This is a genomic window from Paenibacillus sp. FSL H7-0940, from assembly GCF_037979415.1.
In the GTDB taxonomy this organism is placed as follows: Bacteria; Bacillota; Bacilli; order Paenibacillales; family Paenibacillaceae; genus Paenibacillus; species Paenibacillus amylolyticus.
This window is the reverse complement of sequence record NZ_CP150280.1, coordinates 1,446,649-1,462,488: the sequence shown is the minus strand read 5'-3', so window position 1 is coordinate 1,462,488 and position 15,840 is coordinate 1,446,649. Positions and strand designations below refer to the sequence as shown.

General features: G+C 44.7%; 18 protein-coding genes. 6 read left to right on the top strand and 12 right to left on the bottom strand.

The features are described from left to right. Positions 1 to 8: 8 nt before the first annotated feature. Positions 9 to 545, bottom strand: coding sequence for a hypothetical protein (locus tag MHB71_RS06590; RefSeq protein ID WP_047843484.1), 537 nt, complete (start codon positions 543 to 545; stop codon positions 9 to 11). A 410-nt stretch (positions 546 to 955) separates the two neighbouring features. Between MHB71_RS06590 and MHB71_RS06585 the strand changes: the two genes are divergently transcribed. Continuing rightward, positions 956 to 1,537, top strand: a complete 582-nt coding sequence (locus MHB71_RS06585; protein ID WP_340030132.1) for a spore coat protein — start codon at positions 956 to 958, stop codon at positions 1,535 to 1,537. 241 nt (positions 1,538 to 1,778) lie between these two features. After that, positions 1,779 to 2,732: a hypothetical protein gene (locus MHB71_RS06580; RefSeq protein WP_340029104.1), complete on the top strand. Its 954-nt coding sequence runs from the start codon at positions 1,779 to 1,781 to the stop codon at positions 2,730 to 2,732. Between the two features lie 99 nt (positions 2,733 to 2,831). Here MHB71_RS06580 and MHB71_RS06575 read toward each other — a convergent pair whose 3' ends face one another. Then, positions 2,832 to 3,767 carry a sigma-70 family RNA polymerase sigma factor gene (locus MHB71_RS06575; protein ID WP_036672877.1) on the bottom strand — a complete coding sequence of 312 codons (936 nt, stop codon included), beginning with the start codon at positions 3,765 to 3,767 and terminating at the stop codon, positions 2,832 to 2,834. A 32-nt stretch (positions 3,768 to 3,799) separates the two neighbouring features. After that, positions 3,800 to 4,246: a carboxymuconolactone decarboxylase family protein gene (locus MHB71_RS06570; protein WP_036672879.1), complete on the bottom strand. Its 447-nt coding sequence runs from the start codon at positions 4,244 to 4,246 to the stop codon at positions 3,800 to 3,802. Positions 4,247 to 4,654: 408 nt separating this feature from the next. Between MHB71_RS06570 and MHB71_RS06565 the strand changes: the two genes are divergently transcribed. Further along, a complete protein-coding gene (locus tag MHB71_RS06565; protein WP_051449887.1) occupies positions 4,655 to 5,701 on the top strand; it encodes an aromatic ring-hydroxylating dioxygenase subunit alpha in 1,047 nt (348 codons plus the stop codon). A 505-nt stretch (positions 5,702 to 6,206) separates the two neighbouring features. Here MHB71_RS06565 and MHB71_RS06560 read toward each other — a convergent pair. Further along, entirely contained in the window at positions 6,207 to 7,016 is an 810-nt protein-coding gene (locus MHB71_RS06560) for a cupin domain-containing protein (protein WP_036672881.1), read from the bottom strand. Positions 7,017 to 7,169: 153 nt separating this feature from the next. Next, positions 7,170 to 8,219: a leucine-rich repeat domain-containing protein gene (locus MHB71_RS06555; protein WP_051449888.1), complete on the bottom strand. Its 1,050-nt coding sequence runs from the start codon at positions 8,217 to 8,219 to the stop codon at positions 7,170 to 7,172. Between the two features lie 108 nt (positions 8,220 to 8,327). Between MHB71_RS06555 and MHB71_RS06550 the strand changes: the two genes are divergently transcribed. Continuing rightward, a complete protein-coding gene (locus MHB71_RS06550; protein ID WP_076328451.1) occupies positions 8,328 to 8,645 on the top strand; it encodes a hypothetical protein in 318 nt (105 codons plus the stop codon). A gap of 91 nt (positions 8,646 to 8,736) precedes the next feature. Here the strand turns inward: MHB71_RS06550 and MHB71_RS06545 are convergent, their stop codons facing one another. From MHB71_RS06545 to MHB71_RS06515, 7 genes are read right to left on the bottom strand one after another with little or no spacing between them, the layout of a single operon-like run. Next, positions 8,737 to 9,342 carry an SMI1/KNR4 family protein gene (locus tag MHB71_RS06545; RefSeq protein WP_256721183.1) on the bottom strand — a complete coding sequence of 202 codons (606 nt, stop codon included), beginning with the start codon at positions 9,340 to 9,342 and terminating at the stop codon, positions 8,737 to 8,739. A 21-nt stretch (positions 9,343 to 9,363) separates the two neighbouring features. Continuing rightward, a complete protein-coding gene (locus tag MHB71_RS06540; RefSeq protein WP_340029103.1) occupies positions 9,364 to 9,786 on the bottom strand; it encodes a hypothetical protein in 423 nt (140 codons plus the stop codon). Positions 9,787 to 9,818: 32 nt separating this feature from the next. Beyond that, the gene (locus MHB71_RS06535; RefSeq protein ID WP_036672887.1) at positions 9,819 to 11,120 is read right to left on the bottom strand and encodes a hypothetical protein; all 1,302 of its coding nucleotides are present in this window, start codon (positions 11,118 to 11,120) and stop codon (positions 9,819 to 9,821) included. Positions 11,121 to 11,141: 21 nt separating this feature from the next. Continuing rightward, positions 11,142 to 11,876 carry an SMI1/KNR4 family protein gene (locus MHB71_RS06530; protein WP_340029102.1) on the bottom strand — a complete coding sequence of 245 codons (735 nt, stop codon included), beginning with the start codon at positions 11,874 to 11,876 and terminating at the stop codon, positions 11,142 to 11,144. Positions 11,877 to 11,921: 45 nt separating this feature from the next. Continuing rightward, positions 11,922 to 12,482: a hypothetical protein gene (locus MHB71_RS06525; protein WP_036613375.1), complete on the bottom strand. Its 561-nt coding sequence runs from the start codon at positions 12,480 to 12,482 to the stop codon at positions 11,922 to 11,924. Further along, positions 12,479 to 13,129 (bottom strand): hypothetical protein, encoded by a 651-nt coding sequence (locus tag MHB71_RS06520; protein ID WP_340029101.1) that lies wholly within the window; start codon positions 13,127 to 13,129, stop codon positions 12,479 to 12,481. Before MHB71_RS06520 ends, MHB71_RS06525 begins: the two co-directional genes overlap by 4 nt. A gap of 39 nt (positions 13,130 to 13,168) precedes the next feature. Then, a complete protein-coding gene (locus tag MHB71_RS06515; RefSeq protein WP_282320967.1) occupies positions 13,169 to 13,777 on the bottom strand; it encodes a hypothetical protein in 609 nt (202 codons plus the stop codon). Positions 13,778 to 14,056: 279 nt separating this feature from the next. On the opposite strand from MHB71_RS06515, the gene MHB71_RS06510 reads away from it, so the two are divergent. Beyond that, positions 14,057 to 15,055: a multicopper oxidase domain-containing protein gene (locus MHB71_RS06510; protein WP_340029100.1), complete on the top strand. Its 999-nt coding sequence runs from the start codon at positions 14,057 to 14,059 to the stop codon at positions 15,053 to 15,055. 56 nt (positions 15,056 to 15,111) lie between these two features. Next, positions 15,112 to 15,813: a Crp/Fnr family transcriptional regulator gene (locus tag MHB71_RS06505; protein ID WP_036672895.1), complete on the top strand. Its 702-nt coding sequence runs from the start codon at positions 15,112 to 15,114 to the stop codon at positions 15,811 to 15,813. Positions 15,814 to 15,840: the final 27 nt, after the last annotated feature.

Sequence of the window (15,840 nt, the reverse complement as noted above, 5' to 3'; positions counted from 1 at the left end):
AAATTCAATTAGTTTCGAAAATAGCGGATGATTTCTTCCTTATTCTTTTCCACACGCAAATTCAATCCTCGTTTATCCTTTAATCCATACTGCTGTAATTCATGCCCTGGATCAAGCACCAACGGTTTAGTCGCCACATCAACCAGCAAATCCATCGTCAGTTGATAGGTTTCCCGTATCTTGTCCATCGGCAGAGAGGATTCATACCGTTTAATCAGCTCAATCAGACGCTCAGCATACACGAGACGAACCATACTGTCCGCACTCTTCAATTGTCTTGAAGCAAATGCTGTAATGGCTTTAATTATACTTGGTTCTGTTCGATGTTTGGCAATCAACGCAAGTTCATCCACCGCATCCCAATTCATGATAGACAGCTCAGAACTTAATTGTTGAATTCGCTCTCCTATCCATTGTTCCTCTAACTCTTGGGGTACGTCCCATCGCTTATAGTCGGCATACACGCCTTCTCGATGCATCTGTATAGCGCTCCCATAATGTTTGACGAACAAATCCTTTGCTACACCCCAATCGGTCTCTTCCATCTTAACCACCACCATACCTGTTCCTATTTGTGCGTATACTCCTAACACTTTACATAAGTTTACTACTTTCCAAGCATACTATAGAAGTTGAACTATACATTTGCACGAGAACGTAGAAGACAGAAAGAACCTGAAGAAGTGAAGCGTTCGCTAAAAGCTTTCTACTTCGGAAGCATAAGCTTATCACCGGATTTTCACCTTTGTAAAATTGAATTAAAAATCTGGGGATAACAGCGATCGGAAGGTTGTTCTGTCATCGGAGTGGCAAGTGTAAATATTCTTTCGTTCAACTTATATAGAATCATACCATTTACCAAAGGAGAATCAAATTTACAATGAATCCAAATTCCATGAACCCTCAGAATGTAGTACAACCCACATTGAATGCTAATCCAAATGTCACCCCTAACATGAATCATGGCGGCCATGAGATGTTCGATGTACATGAGATTCTGTCCTCCACCATTAACGTCCTGGATCAATATATGATCTTTCGTACATTTGTGCAGAGCCAGGAACTGATTGGCATTCTGGACCGACAGTACAATTTCATATTATCCCAGTACAATCTGACAGCAGAGTGTTTTGCATCCGGACAGAAGCCTCATCAAGAGACAGCTACCTATATGATCCCCAACATGGTACCACCGGTATATGGCCTTAAGCCATCAGCACCGAAAAAGCCAAACCAGAGCTTAACTGATGTAAAGGATGCCGGGATTAGCGGTCATATGCTGGGACTGATCAAGTCACATGCGAGTCTGCTCGGCATGTCCTGTAGCGAGATCACAAATGGAACGGTTCGCCGAGTCATCGCTTCTCAGATCCAGCATTTTATCGAGATGGCCTATGAAATTTTCATGTTCCAGAATAAAAACGCCTATTATCAAGTACCTCAACTCACTCCAAGTGATACACAACAGATGCTTCAGGCATACATTCCAGCAACCGGAGCACCTCAGATGCCTATTAACAATAAACCACTTCATTAATTAGAAAATAAAGTCCGATTCCCCAGAACAGTCTCTTCAACCCATGCGGGTTTTAGGGGCTGTTCTTTGGTTATTTATAATCATTTCCTGCTTAAGACTCTTGATTTGGTTACCAAAAACTGGTTTAATCAAAGACAAACCCGTACATATTCAACTTACGGATCATACATATAAAATAGGGTGAAATGCCGTTATACGAGAATTCAAATGGCTTTTTCTTCATTAATGGGGAGGTATACAAATGAGATGGAAGCAACCTGCTAAACTTGGTTTACTGGCTATGGCTCTCGGCTGTACTGCCATTGGCACAACACTCACACCTTCAACAACACTAGCTGCACCTGTCCCCGCTTCCAAAGCGGTGTATCATCAGTTCCAAACCTATCGAACAGAAGCAGTGAAGTCCACAGAAAGTCTGGTTAAAGCGCGTAAATACCTGATGAATCATATCGATAAAGTCGGACCTTGGCAGGCCACACTAATGACGCTGCAACTGGAGAACATGCAAAACGTGAAATTGGCTAATATGGACTACCAAATGTATACGGAACAATTTCAACAGGCCATATCTCAAGCCCATGAACAACTTGGTTACGAACAGAAGCTTACATATAGTCGTCTGCTCAAAGAAATTAAAGATCCGACCGTGAAGAAGCTTCTGCAGGAAGCTTCAGATCTCGGGTTCAAACTGGAAACCAGTGAAGGCTTGTATTACCCCATCATCAATTATGAGATATATCAAAAGTTCAAACCTTTTGTTAAGGCTGATATTGCTGCATACATTAATATTATGGCTACCGAGTCCAACCAAATGACGACTTCAGATGGGGGCATTATCATCTCTTGGAACGAATTAATCCAGCGTGCATTGGAGAAAGAAGCCTTTTTGAACAACTTCCCGAATTCCAATCGCACATCAGCAGTGAAGCAAGGGTTATTTGTGGATTATCTGTTTTACGGAAGTGACAACACGCCTGCTTATGATTGGTACACGGATGAAGAAATTCGCACCATGGACCCTGTGGTGAAACAGGCTTACGAGAAAGCTTTGGCTTACCGGGAGCCCGATACGCAGAGTGTTCTTCTGGACACTATGGAAAAGATTTTACTGGTTCTCAATCAGAATAATGATGAGCTTACACCTGAAGTCAGAGCAATCATTGAACCTGTTCAACAACAATTTGTCCGTGAATAATCAGATGCTGAATCGCAAAATGTGAATGCCAAAAAAGCGGCAATCCTCGTGACAGAGGTTGTCGCTTTTAAGTTTATATATCAAGTCGTTACGTTTGGATCAAAGAGTTGAAGTGTCTATTGATGTAAGTTTGTTCGGATTGACAACGAGATACACGCCCTCAATCCGCTCTCCGGAAGCGTCCAACTCCAAACAGAGTACCTCGGACAACTGCCCTTCTTTCATCAACGCGAGTTGAAGTTCGCCATTGATCCACATCGGTACCCATTCCCTTTCACGCAATCGTGTAAGGACTCGACGTGAGGTCAGGAGTGCAAGCACACCTTTGTGCACATTCATTGTTCTCATAACCGTATGCACAACGCCACCGCCATCTGCTGTAAATACAGGCTGATCTGCCAGTAACTCCAGCATGGCAGAGACGTCATAACGAAGGAAAGCCGTTGTAAAACGGCTCAGCAATTCACCTTTGGCTATCATATCCGCATCACTCTGCTCGATCGGCGGAAGTCTTTCAGGCAGATTTCGTCTGGCGCGGCTAAAGATTTGACGACAGTTACTCTCCGTTTTGCCCAGCCAATCCGCTATTTCAGAATAATCATATCGGAACGCTTCACGAAGGACAAAAACAGCCCGTTCCATGGGCGATAGACGCTCCAACATGACCAGATAGGCGTAGGAGATCAGCTCTTTTTTCTCCATCGTTTCCTCTGGCATGTTCGCCTCTTCACTGTCACCGATCGGCTCTGGCAGCCACTCACCAACATAACTTTCCCGCTGATTACGAGCGGAATTTAGCAGATTCAAGCTTCGGTTCACAATCAATCTGGCGATGTAGGACTTGGGATTACGAATATCCTGAGCAGACGTACTCTGAATCCCCGCAAAACAATCCTGCACAATATCTTCAGCTTCTACCACACTGCCCAACATGCGGTAAGCTATTGAAAATGCATATTTTTTATAACGAATATACAACTCACCAACGTCCAGAGAAGACACTTCTGGCTCATTGGCATGGAAATTAGAATTCATAAGAAGCCTCCCCTGGCATGGTGCGTGTATTTTTAGTTAAAGCAACCCGGATACATCCCAGTTGTAATCGCAATCCGGTTCCAGTTATTAATCGTGTTAATGGCCAGAATCAGATCCACCAGTTCGGATTCACTGAAATGTTCACGGACCTTATCGTACAACGCAAGTGGTACACCATGTTCCGAGATTCGGGTCACCGCCTCAGCCAGCTCCAGCATAACACGTTCTTGATCCGTGAAGAAAGGCACTTCACGCCACACACTTAGCAAAAGAATATGATCCGCGTAATCTCCCAGTTTCATCAGATCTTTGGCATGCATATCGAGACAAAAAGCGCAGCCATTAATCTGGGACACTCGGATTTTTAACAGCTCATACAATACTTTATTTTCAAATTGCCCGGATATATATTGCTCCATTGCCATCATCGCTTTAAAAGCACCTGGACTCGCTACTCTGTAGTTCGTTCTTAAATTCATTTTTCATTCGCCTCCGTCATTTGGTTTACATACTGTAGACAAATGAAGGCTGGGATCTGTGACATTCTTTGCGAAAATCTTTTTATGCCCACAAGAATAGTTGCTCAACTAACGAATATTCACACTTAGATTCTGATGGCAGGACAACCTCCATGGAGTTAATAATCAGTAATGGAAAAACATACTGAAAGGTTGTTCTCTTTTCTACAATTAACATCTAACGTAAGAAAAATCCGCGTTTTTCCGTATTCATGTACGGTTTTTGCTGTAGCGTTTGTGATTTTAACCAAAAGCAGGTTGGATATATTGATATTTTGACCAAAAGAGTAGTAACATACGGCTAATGAAGTTAACTTTTCTGACATTAAAAAGAGAATCGTTTATCCATATCAGCAAGGAGTGTTTCCTATGATAACTTCCAACGCAAAACATACAATGACCTCCGAATTACCTAGAGGGTGTACGTTCACCGCTGAAGACTGGCATGTATTATCCCAATATTGGTACCCGGTAGCCCAAGCAACCGAAGTAACAGACAAACCCCTGTCTGCTCAATTACTCGATGTGAAGCTGGTTCTCTATCGCAGTAATGATCAGATTGTGGTAGCCAAGGATCTTTGTTTTCACCGCGGGGCCCCACTTAGTAAAGGCTGGGTAGAAAATGGCGAGATTGTCTGCCCTTATCATGGTTTCCGTTATAATTGTGAAGGAAAATGTACCGCAGTACCTGCGCACCCAAGCTCCAAGATCTCGCCTAAGCTCAAACTTATCGTGTACCCGACAGTCGAACGTTATGGCTTGATCTGGACCACTTTGGCGGGAACGGAAGAACAGATCCCCTCCTTCCCTGGATGGGATGATCCGGATTATATCAATATTCTGCCACCCAACTTTGACATTGCTGGTTCCTCTGGACGACAAATGGAGGGATTCCTGGATGTATCCCATTTTGCCTATGTGCATACCGAGACGTTTGGTGATCGAAACAACACCGAAGTCCCCCAATACAAAGTGAAACGCGAAGGTAATGAGTTACTGGCGGAGTATTGGAGTACTGTAAGTAACTATGGCAAAGGGCAAGATCTTGTTGCACCTGAAGGTTTCCAATGGCTGCGTGAGTTTCGAGTGTTCCCACCTTTTGCGGCTTCTCTTACGGTACATTTCCCAGGAGACGACAAGCTGAATATTCTGAATTGTGCTTCGCCAATCTCTGCCCGTTATACACGTTTATTCTGTCCAATCACACGCAACTTTGACAAAGACGCTCCGATTGAAGACACAATCAAGTTCAACTTGCAGGTATTTGAAGAAGACCGCGAGATGGTCGAGTCACAGAAACCGGAGGATCTGCCCCTTGATCTGCATGCCGAGGCCCATATTCCCGCAGACCGTACTTCGATTGCTTATCGTCAATTGTTAACGGAGCTTGGCTTGGGACGAAATTACACATCGTAAATTAAATCATATATAAGTTCAACTAATGAATATTTAATTGAACTTATGTAGGTGTTCTTCAATCTCAGGCAAGCTATCGATGATGGATGTCGCGCCTAAAAAGTCTTGAAGTACTATCCTGCGGTCTCTGGGGAATGGGTTGAAAATTTTCTTAGGAACTCAGGACATCTTATTTGGCCTCTAGGTCCTCATTTAAAATTGTAAGGAACCTCAGACTCGTTATTTCCCAAAATCCCCCGATAAAAACACTTCATACGGCTGTTTATTCTGATATAACGTGTCACAGATTCTTTAGATTTCTGGGCACGCTTCAAACCCTTGATTAAGACGCCTACGATTCGTTAGCACTCCATGCTCCGGACACGTTCAGGTATGCATCGGCTTTCAGCAGGTTTGAAGACAACTTTAATCAACAAAAGAAGCGTTCCTTTGCGGACGCTTCTTTTGTTATACCTAATTTAACTAAAATACTTATGTGTATTAGATAAACCTCGCCTCAGGAACGTCATCTTTCCTCTTGATTATTCGTATTCACAGGAAGCTCTCTATAATACGGACAGCCCGGCTCATGAATAATACGTGGATCAACCCAAGTGCCCCAGTACGGAAGACGGTTCACGTAAGGTTGCATGTTTGGTTGGTTGTTGGGCTGCATGTTTGGTTGTACATTGGGTTGTGTGTTGGGTTGCATGTTTGGCTGTACATTTGGTTGTACATTAGGCATTACGTAAGGCTGATGATTCACATTTGGAGCACTGTTAGAGACAGGAGCAGTTGAAGGCTGGCAATCTGCCGGCGGGCCAATAATCACTGTTTTTTGAATGGGAGCAAGTGCTTCTTGAACTTTTTTCTCATCCAGACAGTACGTATAAGCCAAAAGTTTTGCAGGTGTAAGACGTAAGGTGTCTGAGCCAAATATCGCTTCAGGAACCGGTGCATCAAAGATTGCGAGTAAGTGCGTGTGATCTGCAGTGGCCACTTCATAGTGCCACCAGCCTTGAGGAACGTTAGCCACCTGCCCCGGAGTAATCGGGAAATGAAGAAGCTCGTTGGTAAATGGATTAATGAGGGAAACAACTGCCGCACCGCTGATGCAGTATACCAACTCCGTTGCATTCTGATGCGTATGTGGTTCAACCACATTGCCCGTGTTGAGGAAAATATCCAGTAAAGAAGCATTGCCCAGTGTGTTTAACTGCTTGATGGAAAGAGCGTTAATATAGTTGTTCTCATCCTTCTTGAATAACGGGTTATTGCTCAAATCGTAAGTAAATTCGGTGGTTGGTAAAGTGTAATCCATGTATGAGGTTGCCAAAATAAAACGCCTGCCCTTCGCTCTCGGTTTAGGTCATAACCTATATGCCAGCTTATGCCCAGCGCCCAGATACGTGAGCCCATTTCCGCCAAGTTTTCCTCGCATAACAAATATCCCTGACTCGGACATCCCGAGAGCAGGGCTCATTGGCTATTAAAGTTCTGCTTCGTCGGAGATGTCATCACAACTAATCCCTAATGGAGTACTGTTCAAATTTACACTCTGAAGCCAACTCATTCGCTTGACCATCTCTGGCATTCCCTCGATCAAACCATCAGTTACACTCAAATAACGTAGTTTCTTTAATTTCTCCAGTTCAGGCGGAAGCTCACAAATACCCGAGTACCCTATATCCAGAGTTACGAGTTCGCTCAATTCACCAATCTCGGCTGGAATATGTTTCAGACCAAGATCCGACTTCTCCTTTGGCTTCCATCCGGTCGGAACATGATAAGAACTGCCGCAATAAATTCTAAGCTCTCGAAGTTGTTTCAATTTTCCAATGTCTTGGTGAATACCTTCCAAATCCGCCGTCATGATCTCCAATTCTTCCAATGATGTCAGTTCGAAAAGGGCTGGAGGAAGCGTATAAACATCCTGCTCAAAAATTGTCAAACGTTTCAAGTGCTTTAATTCCCGAATACGTTCCGGAATCTCTTTCAAGTAATGTGAACTAATATTCAGCACATCCGTCTGATGTCTAATCGCATCGTCCAGTAAGCAATGAATGTCTTGATGTCGATCTAATCTAAAAAATAACCCAGTGATTCGCTCCATTAGCTCAATTGCTTCTTCTTGTGTAATATGCATGCCATACATATTCTCATGAGCAACAGTGTAGAAGTAGTCACTTCCATCCTCGTTCAAAAAACAAAGATCATCTGGCATTGAGGGATAACACCAGTCATGAAAGCGGTTGGCTTCCTCCTTGAGGATCTGCCCTGATTCCGGCGTGCAACGATATATGTAATAAATCCCCTCTGAATACATGGCGCCACTTTTCATCATCATTTCTTCCATCGTACTGCTCTCAATCAAATACGGATCCAATCTCCGTAACACTGTAGTAACTCTTTCAGGTGTAGCTTCCTCAGCATACTTTCTATCAACCAGCACAAACCGGTCTGTCTTCTCGATCAATTCGTCAATCAACAGTTCATAGGCCGTTCCTCTTGGATCAGTGTGAAAAGCTACGGCTACCATATGTTCCCCCTCATTACTCATTATTCATCAATCTTCAATCTGCTGTATCATCTGAAACCACTGTGGCATAGGCTGATATCATCAATCCAGTCATTGGAGGCTTATTACATGGCATACGGCCCTGGTTCAGTTTCATCCCCGCAATCTGCGGGTTATCCTTACCCTTATTATCCGTCACCCCCACCGTATCCTTACCCTTATCCCTATCCATACCCGCCCATCGTTCCTGTTCCACTACCATATCCGATCGGTGGTCCTTGGTGGCATGGTGGATATCCCGGCGGTGGTTACCCCGGTGGACACCCTGGTCATTTCCCAGGAGGTGGCTATCCAGGCGGACCTCATGGAGGCGGGCCGGGTGGTCCAGGTGGACACGGAGGACCTCCAGGCGGAGGATTTCACGGACATCGTTTCTTCCAGTGGTAATCATTAAACTCATTCAAAGTACTTGTTCAGATAAAGGAGCTGCTTCGGCAGCTTCTTTATTATTGAAGGAATTGTCTAATCGTGCAGGATTTTAATAGGTGATCTCATCCATCATCTTCAGATTACGGTTCGACATGCTGAGGAGATCCGTGAAGGTAGGTGTAAGGTAATAAACAAAGTCCGGATCGTGCACGTACATAATAATCTGCCCATACGTGCCTTCCGCCGTTGGATCAAAATCGAGCATCAGATACAGTGAACCACCTGCAATTGTTGCAAAAGGAATCCATGGTTTATGGAAAAGGTATGGTTTGATCTCCGGGTCCAGCTGGCTGATCTCTTCGGCAGAATAATACTCTTCAAGCTTCTCATCCACTTCACAGAAGTATTGTTTGGTCTCTCGAATCTCTTCCAATGACATCAGATAAAAGGGTGTACATCGGCCCGTCTCGGCATCACCCGGGTACAGTACATGCAACCCGTAGCCACTACCGTCTTTCCTTTGGTAAAAGGCACGAAAATCGCCAGGCAGCCGGACGCCATACTCCTTTTCGAATAGATCCAGACTTTCCTCGGATGCACCTTCCCGATGTTGATATTCTTCAAACAATTGCCGAATCTCTTGATCCTGTATTCTCTCATCTAACAAGTGATTCAACTCGTCCATTAGCACGTTTAATGATACATTCGGCTCCAATCTCACCACACCTCCCCTAACTCAGTTCTTCTCTTCTTGTAGATACTGATGATATTCCCAAAACGCTTCTTCCTCTCCGCCGCCTTCAATTAGAATCATGACTGCGTAAGATAACAAATTAAGCCATTGTTCCATCAATGTCACCTGTTCGTCGGAAATGAGGTTGTTGCTGCGAAGCATGCCTTCGGGTTCAACGGCCCAAGCACGGGCCATATGAGTAATTCCCCATAGACATGCCATGACTTCCCGATCCAGTGAAGGCCGTGCAAGTTGGGACGCCAGAACACGCAGTATCTCCATCAACTCATGAAAATTCTCCTTAATCAAATGTCCACGGAAAGGCCGCAGACTGCCAATAAAACCGTTCTCCATCTTGGGATGACTCAGATCATCATAAGAAAAGGAGTGACATTTTAATAACGTTACAGCCTCTTCACGTTCCATCCCTTCACCCCTTTGCAGGTTGTAATACGACCTTACCAGCGAAGAGGTTCTTCTCCACGCCACAACACATACCGCTCCAACTCACGAAGAGTGCCTGTACCGATCGCGTACTCGTCCATTTCTTTGGAACGAAGATCAAGCACATGCAGCATGCCACCATATGTACCAACTGCCAGCTTGGACTGCTCTGGTGATACAGCGAGAGAATAGATCGTACTACCCACAAAATGACGCCATACTTCCTTACCCTCGCCATTTACACAATATAGATAACCATATGCATCCCCAAGCACCATGCCCGCCTCTATTTCCACTGCTGCATACACTCGTGCATTCTCATCCATCACTGGCCAATCTTCCTTCGTTTCGTTGCCTGCGATTGATTCCAGCGGGACCAGTATCGTGACCCCGTTATAGAAATGACATGCGTTAAACCAGACGTTCTGGTTATTACTGGTGAATGCCGCATAATGAGGGTAGCTCGATTCTGGATAGAGAGAGTATGTCTTGTTCAGCTGGCGGTCCATCACCATATGATTGCTTCCTTGGCTGCCATAGGCAATCCATCTACCATCCCTTGATACAGCTGCATGTCCCATATCTATCTGTGTATCCTCTAGCTCATACTCTTCGATCTCTGCCAGATCGGGATGAAGCAAGGTCACCTGGGCTTGTGTGACGAGATATATCCCGTATCTTGAATGTATGAGTAGTGCTTTGCCTTCATCGATAGGTATAAGTCCTTCAAGTGTCCGTTCGGGATGCTCACAGTCCGCAAGTGATTCAATCCGAGGTAATGCCGACTGTATCCGGGCTTGAATATCTTCCCATTGATATGTCGCTATCTCCTGTCCTTCCAACTTGCGATCTGGCTGACGAATGATACGAATCCCATCCGGTCCTGCAAGCGCAAAGTCAAGTCCATCCGATGAGCAACCTGCAAAAGTATATGGAGAGATCAACTGCCATCCGTGCTGATCCATCGTATATATCTGACTATTCTCCGTGAAAATCCCCGTATTACATACAATCGTTTCCTCGTTCAGATAACCTACAACTTTGACCGCTTGCATGGAAGCCTGAAACGCCTCGTTCAATGGCCACGTCGCTGCGGGTAGCTCATGTCGAAGCACCTCCACATCACCATGGAGATTGGCCTGTCTCACCATATGGAATACTTCAGTACTCATTCCGCTTCTGGAGTCTCCCTCCAACTCGGATTCATCCGGTTGCTCTCCCTGCATACTTCTCCGGACAAATGCATTGACATCCCTTGCATAACGCTTGCCTTCATTGCGCCATTGTTCCGCAATGTCTTCCTTTAACCAACTCATAGGTGTCCCTCCACTCTGCCCCTATTCATATGCCGTACAATGATGAGCCTGCAAGAACATACTGATTTCGTTATCCGTCGCCTCCTCCGCACCATTCTTTTCTTCATAGAACAGGGCAACTTCTCTCCCAGCTGCATAGTTAAATCGTAAATATCCTCCCATCGACACCATGAACATCTTGCACATGTACTCATTCTCCAACACAGCATCCCACTTAAATTCTGTTTTGCATGTATCGGCGAGTTCCTTCATGGAGCTTCCCTGTTCCGTCCCTGAAAAATGGTAAAACGTATGTTTCCGCAGCTCATTCCACGGCTCAAAATAAAGTGGCGTTATTGGTTTATCCTGATGGTAATACCCACAATAGATCCGGTCCAGCGTTTCGCCAAATTCAGTCTCCGAGCATGTCCATAAGGTGATATTTTCATCATGACGCGGTAGCCACAACAGCCCCTCAACTTCCGGATGAACAGCAAGGAAATCTCCATCTACAGAACTGCCGATGGAGATGCACTGCTCAAGTTGATGCTGACTTATAGGCGAATCATCCGTATGTATCCAAAAATCATATTCAACAAAAGGCTTCAACACTTCTGGGTCCGGTCTCTGCACATTCATCCACCCCGTATATGTACCTTCCCCGTAGTGCTCAATCCAGGTGCGGTATGATAAAGGTAGCGAGATGCCGTGCTGTTGTTCAAAGTGATCCAGTTCCTCTGTTGGAACCGGCTTAACTACACGGGATACAATATACATTTGTCGACATCTCCCATCTCAGTTTGGTTCATTCGTTTTCAGGATCTAAGCCAGTTCTTCCTGTACAATTTCAGTCCATACTCCTTTACGATTCAGAATGCGAACGGCAAAGGCATCATATCCATCACGCTTGACCTGATCAAAATGCATGCTCTCTCCCGTAATCAGTTCATATGCACCATTTTCATCTACATCTTCGCCAAACTCTTCATCCCAAGGCACATTGTAGTAAGCCGTCAACTCTACTTCAAATATGTCCTCACCTTCAACATCCAGGTAAGGACGAAGGGGTCTGTCATGTAGTGCGTCTTCCGAATAGGTCTCACATAACATAGCATCATAGCCGTGCTTGGCGGTATCAATGAGCAGATAGCGCTCACCCGTGACCGTATGCTCCGCATATACAAGAAGAGGTGTCGAATCATGCCAGGTAATCAGATCATCTTCAGTCAAGTCACCATAATAAAAAATATGGAATTTATCATGACCATCACTCATTTGAAGTTTGCCTTTCCACTCCACTTCATCGGACTTTATGTTCTCTTCCTTCCTAATTAATCCTTCCAGATAAGCAGGTCCGTGTTGTACACCATACTCATTCATCATCTTGCCTCCGATTTGTTCATTCGAATAGTAACTACTTTGTGTTCCTCATCCACCGTCAGTTTCACATCAATGTTAAGCTTGTCGCGAAATAACGCCGTAATATTGATATACGGATCGCGGGCAGCTTCGCTACTACCGCCACTATTACGGCTCATTCCCTGATGAATGATGGATTCTACCAGCTGTTTATCTCCCTTGCCGGTGTTATTGTAGGTGTAGATCACCTGCCCATCCTGATCATACAGATTCAAAACCGTTGTGAATTCATTGGCGTTCTCATACTGTCTCTCGGTCTGCACATAGTTGTGATCTGTGCGTTGATAGTTTACCGTACCAGCCAGATACGGATTGTCCCCGCCTGGCTTCACATCATACTCCTTATAAGCCAGATTAAACAGGTATTGGATATGATTCATATCAATCCGGTAGTAAAACTGACGGTTATCTTCCTCTTTGTCCATCGCTGCAAAACTGTTAATCAGCGGCCAGGCCCCATAGGACTTCCCATTAACATCAACGGCCAGAGCATAGTCAGATAATACTGTCTCTTTTTGAAATACACCAAATGTCTGTAAAATAAAATAAGCCGGAATCATCAACATACCCAGAATGACTGCAAAAATAGTAAGTTTAACTCGTAGTTTCATGTCTTCTCTCCTTGCGGCTTTAACTCTTCAATTTCAGTCTCATCCAGTCTTGTGCTGAAGCTTCGACAGTGTACGAACAACCACATCCCTGTTCTTCGCATCCTTGATATATGCCGGAATACTATGTGAAGCCGTTCGTATAGGCATATTGCCGTATTTTACACGCAGGTCTGCGGAGACATAAGCGATGAGATAATTCAGATGCTCCCGATTCACAGCCCATATTATTTTTCCTCTGAAATTATCCAGGAAGTATAATTCCAGCCCGAACACAGGATCTTTCCCTGCACAAATCTCGGAAAAACACCTTTGGTATGTCGGCTTGGCGTGTAATTCAACCTGATTCACAGAACTACAATGCGGACATTCCACATGCGTCGATCGGTGAGACGTCTTCTTCTCGTCTGTGACTTCCACGTTAAACCAACGTTCACATACAGCACAATTCCCCTTGGCTTTATATTGATATACTGGTTCTTCAAAAGCTTGAGCGTAACATTCGTAACACTTCCATCCCAGTTGACCATTCCGTTGATCAATCGAAGCGTGCCCACCGCATTTGGGACATTTCACATCAATCCGCTCTCCCCGTCGAAGGACCGAATAGAAACTATACTTATACGCACCTTCATCTTCGAAACGTTTCATCCTGTATCCACCTTTCTTCTAAAACTACGACATACACAGCGTCAAAATACTCAACATTTACCAATCCATCTCTCTAAAATTATATGAAACTCCGTTGCTCAGCACAACAATTGAAGACAGATTGTTGGAAATGCCTCTAATACGACATACCCAAGTGTGTGCCTCATCACACCCGTCTCCACCTCGATAACGTAATCTATAACTAAATAACTACTGAAATGAAAGAAAACCTGCTTTTTAGATTGTGAAAAACATCACTTGAGTAAAGGTTGTGCAACTATGTTCTCCTTACTGAATGTATACAAATGGTCACTCGTATTTGCTATATTCACAGCAACTCTCTCTCACTGTAGTTCAACCGACACGGTTAAACCTGTTCACCACGATGAAGTCTCCTCCTCCTCCTCCTCTGCGATCAGTCAACCCCCGGTGGACCCGATCATTCGCAGAGAAGGTACTACGGTATATATTGAAATGACAGCCCAGGTTACAGATGTCGAAATCTCCAAAGGAGTGATATACAACGCTTGGACATTTAATGGTACCGTCCCCGGACCCGTCCTACGAGTGACCGAGGGAGATACCATGGTGTTCACGTTGAAAAATAAAGATTCCAGCCTGCCTCACTCCATGGATTTTCACGCTGTACATGCTGCTCCCAGCAGCAAATTTATTGATGTTATGCCAGGCAAGGAAGGTACGTTCACCTATCCAACCTCCTCACCCGGTGTATTCATGTATCACTGTGGAACTAAACCGGTTCTTGCCCATATCGCAAACGGGATGTACGGCATGATTATTGTTGATCCCAAAGCAGGATACCCTTCCGATCACTTGGTAGACCGTGAGTATACTCTTGTTCAGAGTGAATGGTATAAAGAGCATGATTATGAAGCTTTTTTGAACGGGGAACCGGATTATGTCGTATTTAACGGCAATGATTATGGATTAATAAAACATCCCCTGTTAGCCAAAGTAGGAGATACGGTGCGAATCTATGTCAGTAATGCAGGACCCAATGAAGTCTCATCCTTCCACGTTGTGGGTACCATTATGGACCGTGTGTATACCGATGGGAATCCACGCAACATCCAGTATGGAATACAGACGGTTATGCTTCCCGCAAGTGGTGGAGCTGTCGTAGAGTTCACCGTGACCGAAGAAGGTGATTATGCGATTGTAACCCATCAGTTCAACCATGTAGCCAAAGGAGCTGCCGCTGTTCTGCGTGTGACCAAGGATGGAACTGATCATGGTGGACCCGCGATGTCTCACTGAGACATGACAATAGATAATGGCTATACCTATCCTGAACCATTCGAGGTGATTAAACGATGATCTGTACACACGAAGCGAAGGATGCCTGTTTCTCCAAAGTATCTCTGTTCCAGCATCTTGATCCATCCGAAGCTGTCTTGTTGATCTCCCTTCTGCATACCCGCAAATATAACAAAGGCGAAGTTGTCGTCCAGGAGGGAGAACGCTCAGATACGCTTTATGTGGTTCATCAGGGAGGTGTGAAGTTATCCAAATACAATGAAAATGGCAAGGAACATATTATTCGGTTTCTGTTTCCCGGTGATTTCTTCGGACAAGATTCCCTGTTACACCAAAAACCACATGTCGCAAACGCCGAAGTTCTGGAGCCTTCGGCCATCTGCTCTATCAGCAAGCATGACTTTGACCAATTACTTGAACACGATCCGAAGCTTGCTTATCATTTCCTGCTTGCCATTACCAAGCTGCTCCGTGAAACAGATGAATGGAACAGCTCGCTAAGTGCGATGACAACGGAACAGAAGATTGCCAAGTTGCTTTTGTATTTCCATACCCGAAATCATGCAAAACATGAGATCCGCTTGCCTGTATTCAAAAAAGATATGGCTCTGTTACTCGGGATCACACCCGAAACACTTAGTCGTAAACTTGCCATGATGCAAACTCAGGGACTGCTTCAGGTTACAGGAAACTGCATCCTTATTCTGCAATTGGAGCAGCTTAGGGAAAAAATTGAATCGCCTGCCCGAAGCCAATGAACTGGGTAAGAAAGCTTGTGGATGCGA